Origin of the sequence: Cupriavidus pampae (genome assembly GCF_914271485.1) — a bacterium.
GTDB classification, from domain to species: domain Bacteria; phylum Pseudomonadota; class Gammaproteobacteria; order Burkholderiales; family Burkholderiaceae; genus Cupriavidus; species Cupriavidus pampae.
The window spans coordinates 293,840-313,331 of the sequence record NZ_CAJZAG010000003.1 but is presented as its reverse complement, the minus strand read 5'-3'; the positions used below and the strand labels follow the sequence as shown (position 1 = coordinate 313,331).

20 protein-coding genes are annotated in these 19,492 nt (G+C 66.4%); 7 read left to right on the top strand and 13 right to left on the bottom strand.

Going from position 1 to position 19,492, the window contains the following annotated elements; genetic code table 11:
• The first annotated feature begins 22 nt into the window (after positions 1 to 22).
• Both fdhF and LDO41_RS09110 read left to right on the top strand, forming a co-directional pair.
• A complete protein-coding gene (fdhF, locus tag LDO41_RS09115; protein WP_223985222.1) occupies positions 23 to 2,905 on the top strand; it encodes a formate dehydrogenase subunit alpha in 2,883 nt (960 codons plus the stop codon).
• Between the two features lie 5 nt (positions 2,906 to 2,910).
• On the top strand, positions 2,911 to 3,183 hold the full coding sequence (locus tag LDO41_RS09110; protein ID WP_223985220.1) for a formate dehydrogenase subunit delta: 273 nt from the start codon (positions 2,911 to 2,913) through the stop codon (positions 3,181 to 3,183).
• Here the strand turns inward: LDO41_RS09110 and LDO41_RS09105 are convergent.
• Positions 3,173 to 3,643, bottom strand: coding sequence for an MgtC/SapB family protein (locus LDO41_RS09105; protein WP_223985218.1), 471 nt, complete (start codon positions 3,641 to 3,643; stop codon positions 3,173 to 3,175). The genes LDO41_RS09110 and LDO41_RS09105 overlap by 11 nt on opposite strands.
• Before the next feature lie 88 nt (positions 3,644 to 3,731).
• On the bottom strand, positions 3,732 to 4,427 hold the full coding sequence (locus LDO41_RS09100; protein WP_223985216.1) for a transglycosylase domain-containing protein: 696 nt from the start codon (positions 4,425 to 4,427) through the stop codon (positions 3,732 to 3,734).
• 67 nt (positions 4,428 to 4,494) lie between these two features.
• On the opposite strand from LDO41_RS09100, the gene LDO41_RS09095 reads away from it, so the two are divergent.
• Both LDO41_RS09095 and LDO41_RS09090 read left to right on the top strand, forming a co-directional pair.
• A complete protein-coding gene (locus LDO41_RS09095; protein ID WP_223985214.1) occupies positions 4,495 to 5,343 on the top strand; it encodes a TOBE domain-containing protein in 849 nt (282 codons plus the stop codon).
• 36 nt (positions 5,344 to 5,379) lie between these two features.
• Entirely contained in the window at positions 5,380 to 5,889 is a 510-nt protein-coding gene (locus LDO41_RS09090) for a class IV adenylate cyclase (RefSeq protein ID WP_223985212.1), read from the top strand.
• On the opposite strand, the gene LDO41_RS09085 is transcribed toward LDO41_RS09090, so the two are convergent.
• The 4 genes from LDO41_RS09085 to modA form a co-directional block, all read right to left on the bottom strand.
• Positions 5,865 to 6,710 carry an alpha/beta hydrolase gene (locus tag LDO41_RS09085; RefSeq protein WP_223985198.1) on the bottom strand — a complete coding sequence of 282 codons (846 nt, stop codon included), beginning with the start codon at positions 6,708 to 6,710 and terminating at the stop codon, positions 5,865 to 5,867. The genes LDO41_RS09090 and LDO41_RS09085 overlap by 25 nt on opposite strands.
• Before the next feature lie 190 nt (positions 6,711 to 6,900).
• Positions 6,901 to 7,626 (bottom strand): sulfate/molybdate ABC transporter ATP-binding protein, encoded by a 726-nt coding sequence (locus LDO41_RS09080; RefSeq protein ID WP_223985195.1) that lies wholly within the window; start codon positions 7,624 to 7,626, stop codon positions 6,901 to 6,903.
• A 7-nt stretch (positions 7,627 to 7,633) separates the two neighbouring features.
• A complete protein-coding gene (gene modB / locus LDO41_RS09075) occupies positions 7,634 to 8,371 on the bottom strand; it encodes a molybdate ABC transporter permease subunit (RefSeq protein WP_223985192.1) in 738 nt (245 codons plus the stop codon).
• Positions 8,372 to 8,414: 43 nt separating this feature from the next.
• A complete protein-coding gene (gene modA / locus LDO41_RS09070) occupies positions 8,415 to 9,188 on the bottom strand; it encodes a molybdate ABC transporter substrate-binding protein (RefSeq protein ID WP_223985170.1) in 774 nt (257 codons plus the stop codon).
• 189 nt (positions 9,189 to 9,377) lie between these two features.
• Between modA and LDO41_RS09065 the strand changes: the two genes are divergently transcribed.
• Positions 9,378 to 9,887: a nucleoside 2-deoxyribosyltransferase gene (locus tag LDO41_RS09065; protein ID WP_223985167.1), complete on the top strand. Its 510-nt coding sequence runs from the start codon at positions 9,378 to 9,380 to the stop codon at positions 9,885 to 9,887.
• Positions 9,888 to 9,963: 76 nt separating this feature from the next.
• Here the strand turns inward: LDO41_RS09065 and LDO41_RS09060 are convergent, their stop codons facing one another.
• The 6 genes from LDO41_RS09060 to LDO41_RS09035 all read right to left on the bottom strand — a co-directional run bounded on the left by LDO41_RS09060 (position 9,964) and on the right by LDO41_RS09035 (position 16,100).
• On the bottom strand, positions 9,964 to 10,551 hold the full coding sequence (locus tag LDO41_RS09060) for a PqiC family protein (protein ID WP_377742215.1): 588 nt from the start codon (positions 10,549 to 10,551) through the stop codon (positions 9,964 to 9,966).
• Positions 10,551 to 12,227: a PqiB family protein gene (locus LDO41_RS09055; RefSeq protein WP_223985162.1), complete on the bottom strand. Its 1,677-nt coding sequence runs from the start codon at positions 12,225 to 12,227 to the stop codon at positions 10,551 to 10,553. The genes LDO41_RS09060 and LDO41_RS09055 overlap by 1 nt, the downstream gene beginning before the upstream one ends.
• A complete protein-coding gene (locus LDO41_RS09050; protein ID WP_223985150.1) occupies positions 12,211 to 12,933 on the bottom strand; it encodes a paraquat-inducible protein A in 723 nt (240 codons plus the stop codon). Before LDO41_RS09050 ends, LDO41_RS09055 begins: the two co-directional genes overlap by 17 nt.
• Positions 12,930 to 13,682 (bottom strand): paraquat-inducible protein A, encoded by a 753-nt coding sequence (locus LDO41_RS09045; RefSeq protein WP_223985147.1) that lies wholly within the window; start codon positions 13,680 to 13,682, stop codon positions 12,930 to 12,932. Before LDO41_RS09045 ends, LDO41_RS09050 begins: the two co-directional genes overlap by 4 nt.
• Positions 13,679 to 14,782, bottom strand: a complete 1,104-nt coding sequence (locus tag LDO41_RS09040) for an AI-2E family transporter (RefSeq protein ID WP_223985132.1) — start codon at positions 14,780 to 14,782, stop codon at positions 13,679 to 13,681. Before LDO41_RS09040 ends, LDO41_RS09045 begins: the two co-directional genes overlap by 4 nt.
• A gap of 109 nt (positions 14,783 to 14,891) precedes the next feature.
• On the bottom strand, positions 14,892 to 16,100 hold the full coding sequence (locus LDO41_RS09035) for an HPP family protein (protein WP_223985129.1): 1,209 nt from the start codon (positions 16,098 to 16,100) through the stop codon (positions 14,892 to 14,894).
• 125 nt (positions 16,101 to 16,225) lie between these two features.
• Between LDO41_RS09035 and LDO41_RS09030 the strand changes: the two genes are divergently transcribed.
• Positions 16,226 to 18,016, top strand: coding sequence for a chloride channel protein (locus tag LDO41_RS09030; RefSeq protein WP_223985126.1), 1,791 nt, complete (start codon positions 16,226 to 16,228; stop codon positions 18,014 to 18,016).
• 5 nt (positions 18,017 to 18,021) lie between these two features.
• Here LDO41_RS09030 and LDO41_RS09025 read toward each other — a convergent pair whose 3' ends face one another.
• A complete protein-coding gene (locus LDO41_RS09025; RefSeq protein WP_223985116.1) occupies positions 18,022 to 18,444 on the bottom strand; it encodes an Lrp/AsnC family transcriptional regulator in 423 nt (140 codons plus the stop codon).
• 135 nt (positions 18,445 to 18,579) lie between these two features.
• Here LDO41_RS09025 and LDO41_RS09020 point away from each other — a divergent pair, with 135 nt between their 5' ends.
• Entirely contained in the window at positions 18,580 to 19,476 is an 897-nt protein-coding gene (locus LDO41_RS09020; protein WP_223985114.1) for a dimethylarginine dimethylaminohydrolase family protein, read from the top strand.
• Positions 19,477 to 19,492: the final 16 nt, after the last annotated feature.

Sequence of the window (19,492 nt, the reverse complement as noted above, 5' to 3'; positions counted from 1 at the left end):
ACATAAGATCGGGAGACATCCCTTGAACGCTCGAAACGAACTCGATTACGGTACCCCGGCCAGCGAGTCGGAAGTACAGGTCACGCTGGAGATCGATGGCGTGGACGTGACGGTGCCAGCGGGCACGTCGGTCATGCGCGCTTCCATGGAAGCGGGCATCGCCGTGCCGAAGCTGTGCGCGACGGACTCGCTCAAGTCGTTCGGCTCGTGCCGTCTGTGCCTGGTGGAGATCGAAGGCCGTCGCGGCTATCCGGCCTCGTGCACGACGCCGGTGGAAGCGGGCATGAAGGTGCGCACGCAAAGCGACAAGCTCGGCGACCTGCGCCGTGGCGTGATGGAGCTCTATATCTCCGATCACCCGCTCGACTGCCTGACCTGCCCGACCAACGGCAACTGCGAACTGCAGGACATGGCCGGCGCGGTCGGCCTGCGCGAGGTGCGCTACGCCGACGGGCATACCAACACGCCGGCCATCGCCACGCATACGCACCTGAAGAAGGACGAGTCGAATCCGTACTTCACGTACGACCCGTCCAAGTGCATCGTGTGCAATCGCTGCGTGCGCGCGTGCGAGGAAACCCAGGGCACGTTCGCGCTGACGATTACCGGCCGCGGCTTCGAGTCGCGCGTGTCGGCGGGCACGAGCCAGTCGTTCATGGAGTCCGATTGCGTGTCATGCGGTGCGTGCGTGCAGGCCTGCCCGACCGCGACGCTGACCGAGACGTCCGTGATCAAGCTGGGCCAGCCTTCGCACGACAAGGTGACCACGTGCGCGTACTGCGGCGTGGGCTGCTCGTTCAAGGCCGAGATGAAGGGCAACGAGGTCGTGCGCATGGTGCCGTACAAGGACGGCCAGGCCAATGAAGGCCACGCGTGCGTGAAGGGTCGTTTCGCGTGGGGCTATGCCACCCATCAGGACCGCATTCTCAAGCCGATGATCCGCGCGAAGATCACCGATCCGTGGCGCGAAGTGTCGTGGGAAGAAGCGATTGCCTACGCGGCTTCCGAGTTCAAGCGGATTCAGGCCAAGCATGGCGTCGATTCGATCGGCGGTATCGTGTCGTCGCGCTGCACCAACGAGGAAGACTACCTCGTGCAAAAGCTGGTGCGCGCCGCGTTCGGCAACAACAACGTCGATACGTGCGCACGGGTGTGCCATTCGCCGACCGGATACGGTCTCAAGACCACGCTCGGCGAATCGGCGGGCACGCAGACGTTCCGCTCGGTGGCCAAGGCCGACGTGATCATGGTGATCGGGGCCAATCCGACCGATGGTCACCCGGTGTTTGCCTCGCGCATGAAGCGTCGCCTGCGTGCCGGTGCGAAGCTGATCGTCGTCGATCCGCGCCGCATCGACCTGGTCGACTCGCCGCACATTCGCGCCGACTATCACCTGCAACTGCGTCCGGGCACCAACGTGGCGTTGGTCACGTCGCTGGCGCACGTGATCGTGACCGAAGGCCTGCTCGCCGAGCAGTTTATCGCCGAGCGCTGCGAAGACCTTGCCTTCCAGCAATGGCGCGATTTCGTGGCGCTGCCCGAGAACTCGCCCGAGGCGATGGAAGCGGTGACCGGTGTGCCGGCGGATCAGATCCGCGGCGCCGCGCGTCTGTATGCGACCGGTGGCAATGCCGCGATCTATTACGGCCTCGGCGTGACCGAGCACGCGCAGGGTTCGACCACGGTGATGGGCATCGCCAACCTCGCGATGGCCACCGGCAATATCGGCCGCGATGGCGTGGGCGTGAACCCGCTGCGCGGGCAGAACAACGTGCAGGGTTCGTGCGACATGGGCTCGTTCCCGCATGAACTGCCGGGCTATCGCCATGTGTCGGACTCCACCACGCGCGCGCTGTTCGAGAGCGCATGGGGTGTGACGATCAATCCGGAGCCTGGTCTGCGCATTCCGAACATGTTCGAAGCCGCGCTGACGGGCACCTTCATGGGCCTGTACTGCCAGGGCGAGGACATCGTGCAGTCGGACCCGAACACGCAGCACGTGTCCGAGGCACTGTCGTCGATGGAATGCATCGTGGTGCAGGACATCTTCCTCAACGAAACCGCCAAGTACGCGCACGTGTTCCTGCCGGGTTCGACGTTCCTCGAGAAGGATGGCACCTTCACCAATGCGGAACGCCGCATCTCGCGCGTGCGCAAGGTGATGCCGCCTAAGGGCCGCTATGCGGACTGGGAAGCCACGATCCTGCTGTCGAACGCGCTTGGCTATCCGATGCACTACAACAACCCGTCGGAGATCATGGACGAGATCGCGGCGCTGACGCCGACGTTCTCGGGCGTGAGCTACAAGCGGCTCGACGAACTCGGCAGCATCCAGTGGCCGTGCAACGCCGAGGCACCGCAGGGCACGCCGATCATGCACGTCGATGGCTTCGTGCGTGGCAAGGGCAAGTTCATCATCACCAAGTATGTGGCGACGGACGAGAAGGTCAATCGCAAATTCCCGCTGATTCTGACCACGGGCCGTATCCTGTCGCAGTACAACGTGGGCGCGCAGACGCGCCGCACGGAGAACGTGCACTGGCACGACGAGGATCGGCTCGAGCTCCATCCGCACGATGCCGAGGAGCGCGGCATCAAGGATGGTGACTGGGTAGGTGTGCAGAGCCGCGCGGGCGAGACCGTGCTGCGCGCGATCGTCAGCGAGCGCATGCAGCCGGGCGTGGTCTACACCACGTTCCACTTCCCCGAATCGGGCGCCAACGTGATTACCACCGACAATTCGGACTGGGCGACTAACTGTCCGGAGTACAAGGTGACGGCGGTGCAGGTGATGCCGGTGGCGCAGCCATCCACGTGGCAGCGCAGCTATCAGGACTTCAACGACCAGCAGCTGGCGTTCCTGCGCGCGGCGACCGAGCCGGTGAATCCGGCGTCGGCGGAGTAACGGCCATGCATATCGAGAACCTGATCAAGATGGCCAACCAGATTGGCGGCTTCTTCGAGGCGATGCCCGATCGCCAGGAGGCGCTGGCCGATATCTCCAGCCATATCAAGCGCTTCTGGGAGCCGCGCATGCGGCGCGCGCTGCTGGCGCACGTCGATGCCACGGATGGCGAAGGGCTCGACCCGATCGTGCGCGAGTCCATCGCCGAGAATCGGGTGAGTCTGGAGCCGCCGCCCGCGGCGCCGCTGCCGTCGGCCTCGGTGTCCGCTACTTCTTGAAGACGTAGAGAAGCTGCAGGATCACGAGACTGAACACCGTCGCGACGACGGCCGTCATTTCGCGGCCGAGGCCACACGCCACGCCGATCGCCGCGACGGTCCAGATGCTTGCGGCGGTGGTCAGGCCGCGGATGTCGTCTTCTTTCGCCTGCTTGATGATCGCGCCGGCGCCGAGGAACCCGATGCCCGCCGTCAGGCCCTGCAGCACGCGGCTCATATCGGCCAGCGGCACGCCTGCCTGAAGCGGTACCAGCACGAACAGCGCCGAGCCCAGCGCGACCATCATGTGCGTGCGCAACCCCGCGGCCTTGCCTGCGGACTCGCGCTCCCAGCCAATCACGCCACCGAGCACGACCGCAAGCGTCAGCCGCAGCAGCAGGCGCGTCAGTTCCTTGACGTTCGGGACGTCGGCGAACTCGGCCCGGATCGTGCTGTAGATATCCCCCCACATGCTTTCCATGACCGCTCTCCGCGGTTGCGATGTCAGACGCTAGCATGCCGCGCCGGCATCGCGCAGTCGGGCGCCGGCTGACACGGCGCGCCGCGGCTCAGCGCAGTCTGAGCGGTTCCAGCAGTGCGGCGTCGTACTGCGGGCGCGTGATGCGGCCCAGTTCGAGCATGCGCAGCAGGATGTAGCTCTGGCGCTGACGCGCGCGGCGCGGATTGACCACGGGGTTGTTGGCCGACGGCGCTTTGGGCAGCCCGGCGAGCATCGCGCACTCGGCTAGCGTCAGCTCCGCCACGGGTTTGCCGAAGTAGGTCTCGGCAGCTTCTCCGAAGCCATAGGCACCCTGGCCAAGGTAGATCTTGTTGAGGTAGAGCTCGAGAATCTCGTCCTTGCTCAGGGCGTTCTCGATGCGATACGCGAGCAGCGCCTCGTAGAGCTTGCGCGTGTACGTCTTCTGCCGCGACAGGAAGAAATTGCGCGCCACCTGCATGGTGATGGTGGATGCGCCCTGCGACAGGTCGTCGGACAGGTTGGCGATGCCCGCGCGCATCACGCCCACGTAGTCGATGCCATCGTGGATATAGAAGCGATCGTCCTCGATCGCCACGACGGCCTCCGGAAGCGTGTGCGGGAACTGCTTGAGCGGCACATACCCCGGCGACGCACGAAACGCGGTGAGCGCGTCGAGCGACGGCAACTGGCGATTGGCCATGATCACGGCGAACGCGAGCAGCAGCGCCCCGCCAACGATGGCGAGCAGCACGAACTTGACGAAAACGGACCAGAGACGTTGCATAGGCCACATTGTGCCATTGACCCGCGCTACTATCGCCGTCATCACGCATCAGACAACAACACACATCATGCTAGAACTCGAAGGCGCGATCTGGTTCCGGGCCGGGGCCCGCGAGTGGGGCGGCAAGGATCGCATCGCCCTGCTGGCCGCGATCGGCGACCATGGCTCGATCACCGCCGCCGCACGCGCGGTCGGCCTCAGCTACAAAGCCGCCTGGGACGCCATCGACGCGATGAACAACAGCGCCGGCGAGCCGCTCGTGGCGCGCGCGGCCGGCGGCAAGGGCGGTGGCGGCACGCAGCTCACCGAACGAGCCGAACAGCTCATTCGCACCTATCGTACGCTCGAGGCCGAGCATCGCCGCTTTGTCGCATGGCTCGGCGCGCAGGCCGATGCGGGTGCGCTCGCCAGCGAGGCCAGCTCGGGTCCGGGCGCCGATCCGGACCGTGATCTCGCGCTGATGCGACGCTTCACGGTGCGCACGAGCGCGCGCAACAAGTTGTTCGGGTATGTGGAGTCGGTACTGACCGGCGCGGTCAACGACGAGATCACGTTACGGCTGCCGGGCGGTCAGCCCATCGTGGCAACCATCACGCGCGAGAGTACCGAGACGCTCGGGCTGGCCGCGGGCGTCGAGGCGTTCGCGTTGATCAAGGCGTCGTCTGTGCTGATCGCCGTGCCCGGCGCCGACGGCCTGCACTTCGAGGGGCAGCTGTCGGCGCGCAATCAGCTGCCGGGCGCCGTGTCGCGCATCGTGCCGGGCGCGGTCAACGCGGAAGTCGTTCTCGCGCTGGATGGTGGGGGCACCGTCGCGGCGATCGTACCCGCCGCGGCCGTCAGCGAACTCGCATTGGCGGAAGGCATGCGTGCGCTGGCCATCTTCAAAGCCTCGAGCGTGATCGTCGGCACGCTGTAGAATGCGCGGCTTCCTGTCGCCGCTGGAGATTCACGCATGGCACGCAACATCGAAATCAAGGCCCGCATCGACAGCGTCGAGGTGGTGGCACCGCGCGCGGCCGCGCTGGCGCAGCATGCCCCCGAGCGCATCGAGCAGGACGATACGTTTTTTCCGTGTGCGCAGGGCCGGCTGAAGCTACGCGCGTTCGACGCGTCGCGCGGCGAGTTGATCTTCTATGCGCGGCCGGACCAGACCGGGCCTAAGGAGAGCTTCTACATTCTGTCGCCGACCGCGTCGCCCGACACGCTGCGTGCCGCACTGAGTGCCGCGCATGGCGAGGGCGGCCGTGTGAGGAAAGTGCGTACGCTGTTTCTGGTGGGCCGCACGCGCGTGCACCTCGATCGCGTCGAGGGGCTCGGCGATTTTCTCGAACTCGAAGTGGTGCTGGCGGATGACGAGCCCGCCGAGGCCGGCGTGGCGGAAGCCCATGCGTTGATGGACGCGCTTGGCGTGGAGCGCGCGCGCCTGATCGATGGCGCTTACGTGGACCTGCTGACGCGTTGAGCCATCGGCATGCTTCGGCAGCCTGACGATGGATGATCGAGCAGGAAATCGTTGACCTGGCTGGCGACCTGTTTGCGATCGTTGTCCATGCCGATCATGTGGTAGCTGTTCTCGAGGACTGACACCTCCGCATGTGGAATGCGGCGTTGTAACTGGTTTGCCGATTCCAGGCTCGTCAGTTCGTCTTCACGAGCGTGAACAATCAGCGTCGGGCACGCGATTCGTGCGGCTTCACGCCGGGTCCACCGGCGCAGGCGATCGACTTCGCGCACGCATGCGAGCGGTACCCACGAGTAATGCGAGTTGTCGCCGCGTGCAAACCTGCTTTCGACGATCCGCCGAACCTGTGTGTTCTTGATCCCGTAGGGCGCTTTTTCTTCCACCTTGATGCGTGCTGCCAACGTTGGCACCACGTATAGCAGATGGCGCAGCCGTTGGTACCAAGGCAGGCTCCAGCCGTCGAGACGAAGCGGCGGCGACAATGCGACGAGCCGTCCGACGCTGTGCTGCTCGCGTGCGCATAGCAGGATGGCGAGCAGTGCGCCCATGCACATGCCGGCAACGTGAACGGTGTCGTATTGCGCGAGAAGCTTGCGGTAGACGGTGGTGACCGCGTCCAGCCATTCCTCCGCACGCGTGTCGGAGAGATCGTCGGGCGTCGTACCGTGGCCCGGCAGCGTAATGGCATGCGTATCGATGCCGGTTTGCCCGATCTGCCTGTAGACCACGCCGAAGTCATGTCGGGTGCCGCCAAGGCCGTGAATCAACAGGGCGGCGGTGCGCGCCGGGGAGGGTGTAGGGGGGCAGGTTGTCGTTCGCATGACGCTCGCACGAATCCGTGAAATGGATTGGAATATGCGAACGCTATCGACCGCCCGAAGGCGGAGACATCGGCCAAGGCCTAATTTCAGGAGCGGCTTGGGAACGGGTTTGCCCGAGGACACTTTCCCCTGAAGCTACGCGCCGGAAGCTGCACGCGACTCGTTGCGCGCGCGGCGCGCGGGCCGTGTGCTACGAGGTCAGCTGGAGATCTGCCGGCGCATACACCGGCGGATGCTGGTGGCCGTAGCCACCGCCAAAGATGCGGCCTTCGCGCACTTCGAGCACATGGTCGGCCAGGATCTCGACGTCCTCGGGATCATGTGAGATCACCACCATCGGCACGTCGAGGCTGCTTTGCAGCGTGCGCAGCTCGTTGCGCATGCGCGTGCGCAGGTCGGGGTCGAGCGCCGAGAATGGTTCGTCGAGCAGCACGATGTCCGGCTTTGCGACCAGCGCGCGTGCCAGCGCCACACGCTGCTTCTGTCCGCCCGAGATCTCCGATGGATACTGGCCCACGATCTCGCGCAGGCCGAACGCATCGATCCAGCGCTCGGCATCGGGATGAGGCGCGCGCCGGCCGGGGTTACGCCAACCTTTGCTGATGCCGAACGCGATGTTCTGCGCGACGGTCAGATGCGGAAACAGTGCGTAGTCCTGGAACAGGTAAGCGACGCGCCGCTCCTGCGGGCGTATGTCGATGCCGGCTTCGCTATCGAACAGCGCGCGGCCATTGAGCACGATGCGTCCGCTGTCGGGTGCGAGCAGGCCCGCGATCGCGCGCAAGGTCAGGCTCTTGCCCGCGCCGGAAGGGCCGAACAGCGCGATGCGCCGGCTCGTCGATTCAAACTCGATATCGAGCGCGAACTGCCGTTCGCGCGAGGTCATCTGTTTGCGCAGTGCGACGTGCATGCTCATGGGCGTCTCACTTGGTGGCCGCAGGTGTCACGGCCTTGCGTGCGCGGTTGCGAAAGCGGCGGGGTTCATAAACGTCAGCGGTGCCGCGCGCGACTGGCGGCACCAGACGGCCGGCCGCCACCAGTAGCACTACGCAGGTGACGGAAGTCACCAGCACGAGCAGGTTCGCGGTGTTGTCGTCGCCGGCCTGTACGGCCTCGTAGATGGCAACGGACAGCGTCTGCGTGCGGCCGGGCAGGTTGCCGGCGATCATCAGCGTGGCGCCGAATTCGCCGAGCGCGCGCGCAAACGCCAGCAGCACGCCCGCGATAATGCCGCGCGCGGCCAGCGGCAGCGTCACGCGAAAGAAGATGCCGACTTCCGTGACGCCCAGCACGCGCGCCGCGTTCTCGAGCTGATGATCGACGCCCTCGAACGCCGCGCGCGCGGACTTGAGCACGAGCGGAAACGCTACCACCGTCGAAGCGAGCACCGCGCCTTGCCACGTAAAGACGAGCTCGATGCCCATCGACGATAACCAGGCGCCGAACACACCGCGCCGGCCCACGAGCACGAGCAGGTAGTAGCCGAGCACCGTGGGCGGCAGCACGAGCGGCAGCGTGAGGATCGCATCCACCACGTCACGTGCGGACGAACGCCAGCGCGCGAGCGCGTAGGCCACGGCCACACCGAGCACGCTGTTGAGCAGCGTGGCCCAGCCCGCCACTTTCAGCGACAGCAGTAGCGGTACCCAGACGGCATCCATATTGCGCTCGCAATCAATCGTTATGCGGTCGTTACGCGGTCGCTCAGGGCTTCAGGAAGCCGTAGCGCGCGAGCACGGCCTGGCCGTCGGGCGACAGGACGTAGTTCACGAATGAGGTTGCCGCTGCCGCCTGCTTCGTCTGCGCGGTGATCGCGATCGGGTAAGTCACCGGCGTGCGATTGGGCACGCGCACGGCCACCTTGACCTTGTCGGGCATCACGGTAGCGTCGGTGGCGAACACGAAGCCCGCATCGACTTCGCCGCGCGCCACGTAGTCCAGGCTCTGGCGCACGTTCTGTGCGGGCACGCCCTTGGCGGACACCGCGTCCCACAGGTTGTCGGCCTCGAGCGCGCTCTTGGTATAGCGGCCCACGGGCACCGACGACGGGTTGCCGTAGGCGATGCGCTTGACGTCGGCGTGGGTCAGGTCCTTGAGCGAGGCGATGCCGAGCTTGCTGTCGTGCGGCACGATCAGCACGATCTGGTTGGCGGCAAAATCCTTGCGCGAGGCGGGCTGCACGACCTTTTCGCTCTCGGCCTTGTTCATGGCGTCCTGATCGGCGGACGCGAACACGTCGGCGGGCGCGCCTTTGACGATCTGCTGCATCAGCACGTCGGAAGCGCCGAAGTTGAGCACGACCTTGGTGTCGGGGTGGCTCTTCTCGTATTGCTCGGCGAGCGTCTTGAACGCATTGGTCAGGCTCGCGGCGGCCGAGACGATCAGGTCGGCGGCAAAGACAGACGAGGAAGTCAGGCTAAGCGCGACGAGCGCGGCGGCGCCGATCGTCCGGCGCAGGAGGCGAGGCGTGGAAGGCATAGTCAGAGGCGTAGGGTCGGGAAAAATGACGTCGGCGCGGCAGCGCGGCACATGCGCAATATAAGGCGGTATATAACGCTGGTCAATCCGACTTTGGTATCGGGCGTGGAGGTGAGGTGCTGTGAGGTGAGGTGAGGCGGGGCGGGGCGTTGCGCTATGCTGCGTCATCTTCCCTCGACGCTGTACCCCATGACTTCCATCTACCTTGCCGGTTTTGACGTGTTTCGCAAGGACGCCATCGAATACGGCAAGCGGCTCCAGGCGCTGTGCGCCGATTACGGGTTCACCGGCCTGTATCCGCTCGATCAGGCCGCGCCGGAGGGGCTGTCTGGTCCCGACACCGCGCGGTGGATCTACGAGGCCAATATCGCGCTGCTGCACCGCGCGGACGTGGTGATGGCCAACCTCGACGACTTCCGCGGCCCTGGCGAGCCGGATTCGGGCACGGCGTTCGAGGTGGGCTACGCGATCGCGCTGGGCAAGCCGGTGTGGGGATACGCCAGCGAGTCGTCCACGCTACGGGAGCGCGTGACCGCATCGATCGACGCCGACGGCGACGCGATCGACGCGCGCGGCTATGTGGTCGAGGACTTCGGCCTGCCGAAAAACCTGATGCTCGCCTGCAGCGTCAGGCTGGTGCAAGGCACAGCAGAGGACTGTCTGACGGCGATGGCGGCCGCGAAGGCGTCAGCGCGCTGACGCTCGCCTCGCATACCAACGGTTCGCTCCCCTCTCCCCGGCGGGGAGAGGGGCCGGGGGTGAGGGCACTCACGTCTCAAGGCCTGAGCCCGCCCATCGCAGCCGCTATATCATCCGCCGTGGTGCCAACAATCTGTCGGTAAGCCGAAACCAACCCGTCCACCTGCCCGGGTGCCGGCACATCCACCACCGTCCGGCCACCGGTCACCTTGCCATCGGGCAACCGCCGCACGGTCCACGCAATCGTCGCGCTGGCCCGCTGTCCGACCTCGCCATCGAGCCGCACGACCTCGGTCGTGATGCGATACACCGGGGTCACATCCGCCAGCCCCTGCTGATAGATATCCACGGCGCCCACACGCGCCTGCAACTGCTGCGACAGCGCATCGCGCATCTCGTCGGGCAGCGGCGACGACCAGCGCGAGAGGTCGAGCAACTTCAATTGCCCATCCGCGCCATCGCCCACCACCAGCTGCGCGCGATTGAGCCGCTCGGGCACCCGCACCGGCGCGACCTCGATCCATAATGGCTCCGCGCGCGCCGGCTGCGCGGCGGGCCCGGAGGCGGCACCGGACGCCGCCGCCAGCGAGTAGTAGCGCGGATCGGGCGAGGCACAGGCCGCAAGCAGCAGCGCAAACACCGCCATGAGCGAACGTGTAGTCATCATTGCTTCTCCGCCTTGCCGCGTAGCAGCGCCTCGGGATGGCGCTCGAGGTAATCGGTCAATGCACGCAGCGATGCCGCCGTGCGCGTGAGTTCCTGCAGCATGCGTCGCGTGTCCTGCTGCAACGGTGCATCCGACGCGAGCGTGCCATTGGCCGTGTTGAGCGTTTTGCGCGCATCCTGAATCGCGGACAACACCTGCGGTGCCACATCGCCCTGCAATTGCGCCACCAGCTTGTCGGCGTTGTCGAGCATGCGATTCAGCGACGCCAGCGTCGTGCGCACGTCCTGTCCGATCTGCTCGAACGGCACCTTGTCGATCTTGTTGACGATGTCGCCAAGCTTGGCCTGCAACTCGTCGAACGTCCCCGGCGTGGTCGGCAGCTCAGGCATCGACGCATCGAGATTGACCGCGGCCGGCCCGGCCTTCGGGAAGAAGTCGAGCGCCACATAGAGCTGCCCGGTCAGAAGATTGCCGGTGCGCAATTGCGCGCGCAAGCCGCGACGAATCAGCGTCTCCACGATCGTGCGCTTCTGCGCTTCCTCAGCGACGTCACGTTCGCGAAAGCCCATGCGCGATGGATACAACTCGACCACCACCGGCATGCGGAAGGCCTTCTTGTCGCGCACGTATTCGATGCCGATCGACCGCACCTGCCCCACCACCACGCCCCGGAAGTCCACCGGTGCACCCGGCGACAATCCGCGCACGGACTGATCGAAGTTCAGTACCGCCAGCGTTGGCGCAAGCTCCTCGGGCTCCTTCATCGCCTCGCCCTGATCGCCGGCGAGCAGGAACTGCGTGTTCTCCGCCGCCGCCGGCGCACCGCCCGAATGCTCGGGCGCCTGAAAGGCGACGCCACCAAGCAGTACCGTTACCAGCGACTGCGTCTGCAGCTTCAGGCCCGTGGCATCGAGCTTGAGATCGACGCCGCTCGCATGCCAGAAGCGCGTATTGGCCGTGACCAGTTTGTCGTAGGGCTTGTCGACGAACACCCGTAGCGTGATATCGCGACCATTGGGCTCGAGCTGAAACGCCACCACCTGACCCACACGCACGCGGCGATAGTAGACCGGCGAGCCGATATCGAGCGAACCGAGGTCCTGCGCGCGCAGCACGAACTGTTTGCCCGACGCGTCGGTGGTCACCACGGGCGGCACCTCAAGGCCCGTGAACGCGACCTTGCGTTCGGCGGACTTGCCGATATCCACGCCGATATAGGCGCCGGAAAGCAACGTCTCCAGGCCCGACACGCCACTGACCGCCAGCCGCGGCCGCACTACCCAGAAGCGCGTATCGGCCACCGCAAAGCTGCTGGCATCCTTGGTCAGGTCGATGCGCGCGATCACGTGCGAACGGTCTTCGGCCAGCCGCACGGACTTGACCAATCCGATCTCCACGTCCTTGTAGCGCACCGGCGTCTTGCCCGGCGTCAGGCCTTCGGCCGTGCGGAACGTGACATCGATCTCGGGCCCGCGCGACAGGATGGTGTTGACCAGCAGCGAAATGCCGACGATCGCGGCGACGATCGGAATCAGCCACACCAGCGACGGCAGCCAGCGCGCACGCCGGCGCCGCGCCGGATATGGCAGGCCTGAAGGTCCCACTGCGGGCGAGGCTGACGGTGGTGTGGGCGGGGCGGGCGGCGGCGGAGGTAGTTCAGTGTTGTCGGGCATCGGCGTGTTCCGTCGGTTCCAGCGAATCCCACAGCAAGCGCGGGTCGAAGCTCAGCGATGCGAGCATGGTCAGTACGACTACGGCGCCAAACGCGAGTGCGCCGGCGCCTGGCACGATGGTGGCCAGCGCGCCCGCGCGCACGAGCGAGGCAAGCAATGCCACCACGAAAATATCGAGCATCGACCAGCGGCCGATCAATTCGACGAGTCCATACAGCCGTGTCTGCTGGCGAATCCGCCAGGTGGAGCGAAACCGCACCGAGACCAGCAGCAGCGTCAGGATCATCATCTTGAGCAACGGCACCACGATGCTGGCGATCAGCACCACGCCGGCCAGCAGATGCGAGCCGGACAGCCACAGGTACATCACGCCCGAGAAGATGGTGTCCTGCTGCGTGCCGAGCAGCGACTGCGTGACCATCACCGGCAGCAGGTTGGCGGGGATGTAGAGAATCATCGCGGACAGCAGGAACGCCCAGGTGCGCGACACGCTGGCCGGCTTGCGATGATGGAGCGCGGCGCCGCAGCGCGGGCACGGCTCGCCTTCGAGCGCGCGCGGGCTCAGTTGGTCGCACGCGTGGCATGACACGAGGCCAAGCGAGGTGGCCGTGGGCACTTGCGCGAGCGGCGTGCGTTCGTCGTCGTCGATCAATTCCGCCACGACTTCGGTGGCCAGGCGGCGAGAGCGCGCGAGGGGCTGCTTCATCGCACCACTTCCTGTGCAGGCTCGTCGTCGGGCGTGGGCTGCTCGAGGTAGTCCCACAACGCGCGCGGGTCGAACGACAGCATCGCCGCCAGCACCACCACCAGCGCGCCAAAGGACCACAGTGCAATGCCGGGCAGTACCTGCGCCATCGTCGACAGCTTCACCACGGTCACCAGCACGCCGATCATGAACACTTCGATCATGCCCCATGGCCGGGTTTGCCGGATGCCGCGCACGATGCGATCGAAACCGGGCGGCATGCGGTGCTGGGCCATCGGCACCAGCAGATAGCACATCATGAGCATCTCGGTGAGCGGAAACACGATCGTGGTGGCCAGCACCAGCGCGGCCACAAGGTCCATGCCATCGGCATGCAGCGCTTCCACGGCACCCAGCAGCGTGGTCTGCGTGCGCACACCCTGCAGATCCATCTCGACGATCGGATACGAATTGGAGACCACGAACAGGATCAGCGCGGTGATCACCAGCGGCAGCAGGCGTCGGTAGCCGCGCCGGCTCTCGCGATAGAGCGCGCCGCCGCAGCGCAGGCATTGCGCGCGTTCGCCCGGCGCGAGCGTGGTGCGCGCGTACACGGCGTCACAGTACTCACAGGCGATCAGGCTGCTGAGATCGTCCGGTGCCCGCCGGGGCACCGGTGCGTTGGCGCTATTGTCCGCGCTATGGTCCGCGCTATGGTCCGCGCTAGGGTTGGCGCCGCGGTTGGCGCTATGGTCGGCGTTGGGGGTCATGCGTCCGGAGTCAGCCGCGTCGGCGGTGCAGCTGTGACCGCCGTGACGGGAGCCGCCATCTGCGTGCCAATCGTCCAGTCGCGCAACAGCGCGTAGGCCACCGCGAGCACGGTGGGGCCGATGAACACACCGAGGAAACCGAACGCGAGCGCGCCACCCAGCACGCCCATCATGATCCAGATGAGCGGCAGGCCCGTGCCCTTGCTGATCAGCAGCGGCTTGATGATGTTGTCGGCCATGCCGACCACGGCGATGCCCCACACGACCATGAAGATCGCCCAGCCCGTGGCACCCGAGTGATAAAGCCACAGCGCGGCCGGAATCCAGATCAGCGGCGGGCCGACCGGAATCACCGACAGGAAGAACGTAATGAAGCCGAGAATCGCGGCCCCCGGCACGCCGGCAATCCACAGGCCGACGCCGGTCAACACCGCCTGCACGAACGCGGTACCGAGCACGCCGTAGACCACGCCTTTGACCGTGCTGCCGGCCAGTGCGAGCAGATGGTCGGCGCGATCGCCCGCGATGCGGCGCATGCCGCCGCGCAGCCAATCCACCGCCAGCTCGCCGCCGGTATAGAAGAAGAACGCCAGCACGATCGAGAGCGCCAGCTGGCCGAGCCCCGCGCCGATCGACAGGCCCGCGCCAAGCAACACGTGGCCGACCGGCGCCACGAGCTTGCGCAGGTTCGCGAGCATCTCCGAATCGGCATTGACGACCTGGTTCCACGTGTTCTGCAGATAGCTGCCGACATAGGGCAGGCTGGCCAGCCACTCGGGTAGCTGCGGGAAACCGCGCTCCTTGTAGCGGTCGACCAGCGCGGTCAGGTCGTCGAGGTGTGCGGAGAAGCTTGCGCCCGCGTAGACGAACGGGCCGAGCACGATCACCGAGGCCAGCAACACGCACAGCAGCGCGGCAATGCCCCGGCGATTGCCGAGCCAGCGCGACAGTACGGAGTACGGATACCAGGAGCTGAAGGCCAGAATCGCGCCCCACAGCAGCGCGGTGGCAAACGGTGCAAGCACTACCAGCGAGCCGCCGATCAGCAGGATCAGCGCAAAGACGGCGGCGAGCTTCTCAATCAATTGTCCGGAACTCATCGGGCAGATCTCCTCGGCGGCCGTGTGACGGAAACGCCGTAAGCATAGCGGAAATCGTTTTACGCACCGCGTGATATTGCGTCACGCGATGAAGACTGCCTGATGAGAGTTATAGACCACCGAACTCGCCGGCAGCGGACACACGTGCGTCCGGCTCTGCCGGTGTCCCCGTGCGGCTGCGCACCAGCGCGGCCACGAGGTCGGATTGCGTGACCATGCCGACCACGCGCCGGTCGTGGTCGAGCACGGGCACATGATGCAGGCCGCCGTCGGAGAAAGCGCGCGCCAGATCGACCATCGGCTGGTCGATCTGCGCCACGGTGACCGCGCGCGTCATGAGATCGCGCACGTTGCCGGCCGTGCGGCGCGAGCCGGTGCGCTGGGCGTCGAAAAAGTCGGTCTGCGTGATGATGCCAAGCAGACGCCTCTGATCGTCCACCACAGGCAGCGCCTTGACGTGATGGCGGACCAGCAATGCGGCCGCATCGGCGGCGGGCATGTCAGGCGCGGCGGTGACCACATCGTGCGACATGATGTCCACGCAGCGCACATCGCCAAAGCGGCGCCGGAACGCGCGCAGCTCGGCCGCCACGAGGATGGCCTCGAGGTCGTCTTCTTCGATGTCCAGGAATTCCCCGCGCGCCGCGAGCACGGCGTCGAGATCCGCGCGGGTAAAGCCCACGCGTTGGCTGGGGGGCACGTCGCGTGTGAGATGGCTCGGTACGGTCTCGGCCGGCCGGTGCGGGTAGCGGCGCCGCAAGGCGTTGTTGAAGGCCAGCGCCATCAGCACCAGCACCATCGAGTTGACCGCCACCGGCATCACGATAAAGCCAAAGCCGAGCGCCTTCACGGCCGGTCCGCCCAGCACGGCGGTCAGTGCCACCGCACCGCTGGGCGGGTGGATGCAGCGCAGCGGGAACATCAGGCCGATCGCCACCGCCACCGCCACGCCGGCCGCGAGGCCCTGCGACGGAATCAGCATGGCGCACGTCACACCCACGGTAGCCGCCACGAGGTTGCCGCCGATGATCGACCACGGCTGCGCGAGCGGGCTCGAGGGCACCGCGAACAGCAGCACCGCCGACGCGCCCATCGGCGCGATAAACCACGGGTTGAACCCACCCATCAGGTGACGACTGATCCACTCGGTAACAAACAGGCCGAGCAACGCCCCCAGGCAGCTCTTGTAGCGCTCGTAGCGGCCGCCGGTGATCGGCGTCGGCACGAAGGTGCGCAGCCAGGCCACGGCCTGGCGGGCGGAGGGCGCGCTGGCGGCAGCCAGATCGGCGTCAGACGGCTTGGCGGAGTCAGGCGGCATGGCGGCGTTGGAGTAGTTGTCGGGGCCGGACGGTAGGTATGTAACGTACCAAAGCGGACAAAAAGCGCCAATATATCATGCCGTGATATATTGCGTGGCCTTGGGTTCGGATAGGAAAGTGCAGCATGAGTGACAAAGCTAATGATGTCGAAATGCGGCATTTCGAAAAGCGCGACTACGCCGTCGATCGGCGGCTGCCGATGCTGGCCGCCATCGCGCTCGTATTGGGCGGCGTCAGCACAGTGGCCGCATGGGTGCTGGTCAATCTGATCCGCTTCTTTACCAACCTGTTCTTCTATCAAACGCTGTCGTTCGCCGAGAGCTCGCCCGCGCATAACACGCTGGGTTTGTGGGTGATCGCTTTGCCCGTGATCGGCGGGCTGATCGTCGGCCTGATGGCGCGCTACGGCAGCGACAAGATCCGCGGCCACGGCATTCCCGAGGCGATGGAGGCCGTGCTGTTCGGCCGCAGCCGCATGTCGCCGAAGGTCGCGGTGCTCAAGCCGTTGTCCTCGGGCATCGTGATCGGTAGCGGCGGGCCATTCGGGGCCGAGGGACCGATCATCATGACGGGCGGCTCGATCGCGTCGCTGCTTGCGCAACTGCTGCATCTGAGCGCGGCCGAGCGCAAGACGCTCTTGGTCGCGGGCGCGTGCGCGGGCATGACCGCGATCTTCGGCACGCCGGTCGCGGCGGTGCTGCTGGCGATCGAACTGCTGCTGTTCGAACTGCGGCCGCGGAGCTTGCTGCCGGTGGCGCTCGCCTGCGCGGTGGCGGGATTTCTGCGCGGCTTCGTGTTCGATACCGGGCCGCTGTTTCCGTTGCATACCGCGCCGGTCTCGGTGACGGCGCTGGTCTCGTGCGCGGTGGCTGGGCTGCTGTGCGGCGTGCTCGGGGCCGGGCTGACGCTGGCGCTCTATCGCACGGAGGACGTCTTTGGCCGTCTGCGCCTGCACTGGATGTGGTGGCCCGCGATCGGTGGGCTCGTGGTCGGTATCGGCGGTTACTTCGAACCGCGCGCGCTCGGCGTGGGCTACGACGTGATTGGCGATCTGCTCAACAACCGCATTGCCATCGAGGTTGCCGTGGCACTGCTCGCGGTCAAGGCGGTGATCTGGGTTGCCGCGCTGGGTTCGGGTACATCGGGCGGTGTGCTGGCCCCGCTGCTGATGCTTGGTGCCGGGCTTGGCATGGTGCTGGCGCCATGGTTGCCGGGCGGCTCGCCCGCGCTGTGGGCGCTGGTCTGCATGGCCGGCGTGCTCGGCAGCGTGCTGGGCGCGCCGCTGACCGCGATCGTGTTCGCGTTCGGCCTCACGCATGACAGCGAGGCGCTGCTGCCGCTATTGCTGACCACCGCGGTGGCGTATGGCTTCTCGGTGCTGACGATGAAGCGTTCGATCATGACCGAGAAGATCGCCCGGCGCGGCCTGCATATCTGGCGCGAGTATGGCGTCGATCCGCTCGAGCATGCGTATGTGGCCGACGTGATGACGCGCGAGGTTGTGGCGATCGATGGCAACCTCAGCGTGGAAGCGGCGATGGCGCAGTACTTTGGCCCGCATGCGGCGCACCGCGCGTATCCGGTGGTTGGCGAAGGGCGCGTGCTCGGCATGCTCAATCGCGCCGCGATCGATGCGGCCGTGCGCGCGCTGTCCGCCAGCCAAGACCATGCCGCACTGACTTGTCGCGACCTGCTACCGGCCGGCACCGCATCCGCGCTGCTGCCCTCGCACACCGGGCGCGCCGCGGCGGGCACCATGGCCGCACTCAGCGTCGCGCGTCTGCCGGTGGTCGATGACCTCGGCACGATGCGTCTGGTCGGCATCGTGTCGCTGCGCGATCTCGTCGCGCCAAGCGGCCGGGTGCTCGACGAAGAGACCAAACGCGAGCGTCCGCTGGTCGCATCGCGTGGATGACAGCCTCAGAGCTTGTAAGTCGATAGCAGAATGCTGGTCTCCGTCGCGGAGATGCCGTCGATCAGCCGGATGCGGTCGAGCGTGCGGTCGAACGCTTCGAGCGTATCGGCGCGCAGCTCCGCGATGATGTCCCAGCGGCCGTTGGTGGTATGCAGCGTCTGCACGTTGGGCTCGCCGCGCAGGGCCTGCAGCACCTGCCGCGCCTTGTTGCCCTCGACCGCCACCGTCATCCACGCGCGGATGCGATGCGGCTCCGCTTCGGGCTTGAGCCGCACGGTGTAGCCGACGATCAGACCGTCGCGCTCGAGCTTGTCGATGCGGTTCTGCACGGTCGCGCGCGAGATGCGCAGCACCTTCGCGAGCGTGGTCACAGGGGTGCGGGCGTTATCGCGTAGCAACGCGAGCAACTGCTGATCGGTGGCGTCCATGGCGGCCTGACAATTTGCGAGTGACGACTAGCGAATTGTTATCCCAGTGGCGCAATTTGTCCAATATGTGCGCTTCTGGCTAACGCGCGAGCGCCCGACAATGCACGCAGTCCCAACCCTTTGAGAGGAACTGCCGTGATCACTCGCCCGACTATTCTCGTTGTCGCTCCGACCCATTACGACGTTTCCTACAGCATCAATCCGTGGATGGACCCGCAGGCGTGGGCCCGCGATCCGCGCGGCATGCATCGCCACGCCATGCAGGCCTTCGACGCGCTACGCGAGGCGCTCGATGCGTCGGGCTTCGCGGTGGAGGTAGCACCGGGCGCGCCCGGCCTGCCGGATATGGTGTTCCCTGCCAACGCCGCGGTCGTGCTCGATGGCAAGGCGGTGCTCGCACGCTTTCGCTACCCGCAGCGGCAGGGCGAGGAGACACCGTTTGCGGCGATCTTCGCCTCGCTGCAGGCGCGCGGACTGATCGACAGCGTGACGACGTTGCCCGAGGGCTGTTACCAGGAGGGCGCCGGCGATTGCATCTGGGATGCCTCGCGCGGTCATTTCTGGGCGGGGTTCGGTCCGCGCTCGTCGCGCGAGGCAGCGGACGCGATGTCCCGACACTTCGGGCGCGAGGTCGTGGCGCTCGAACTGGCCACCGCGCACAGCTATCACCTCGACGTCTGCTTCTGCCCGCTGGCGGGGGGCGAGCTCCTGTACTACCCACCCGCGTTCAGCGCGTCGGCGCTGCGCGAGATCCACGCGCGCGTGCCCGCGAGTCTGCGTATCGAAGCGACCGAGGACGACCTGCGGCACTTCAGCGTCAACGCGGTCAACCTCGACGATCAGGTGGTGATGACGCGCACCACGCCGCATCTGCGCACGGAATTCGCGCGGCGCGGCTATCGGCTGCGCGAGGTCGATCTGTCGCCATTCATGTTGTCGGGCGGTGGCGCGTATTGCATGACGCTGCGGCTCGATCGCGACAGCGCGGCAGGGCTGGCCACACGCAATGCAGCGGCAGGGCGGGCCGCATAAAGCGCGACCTGCAGGG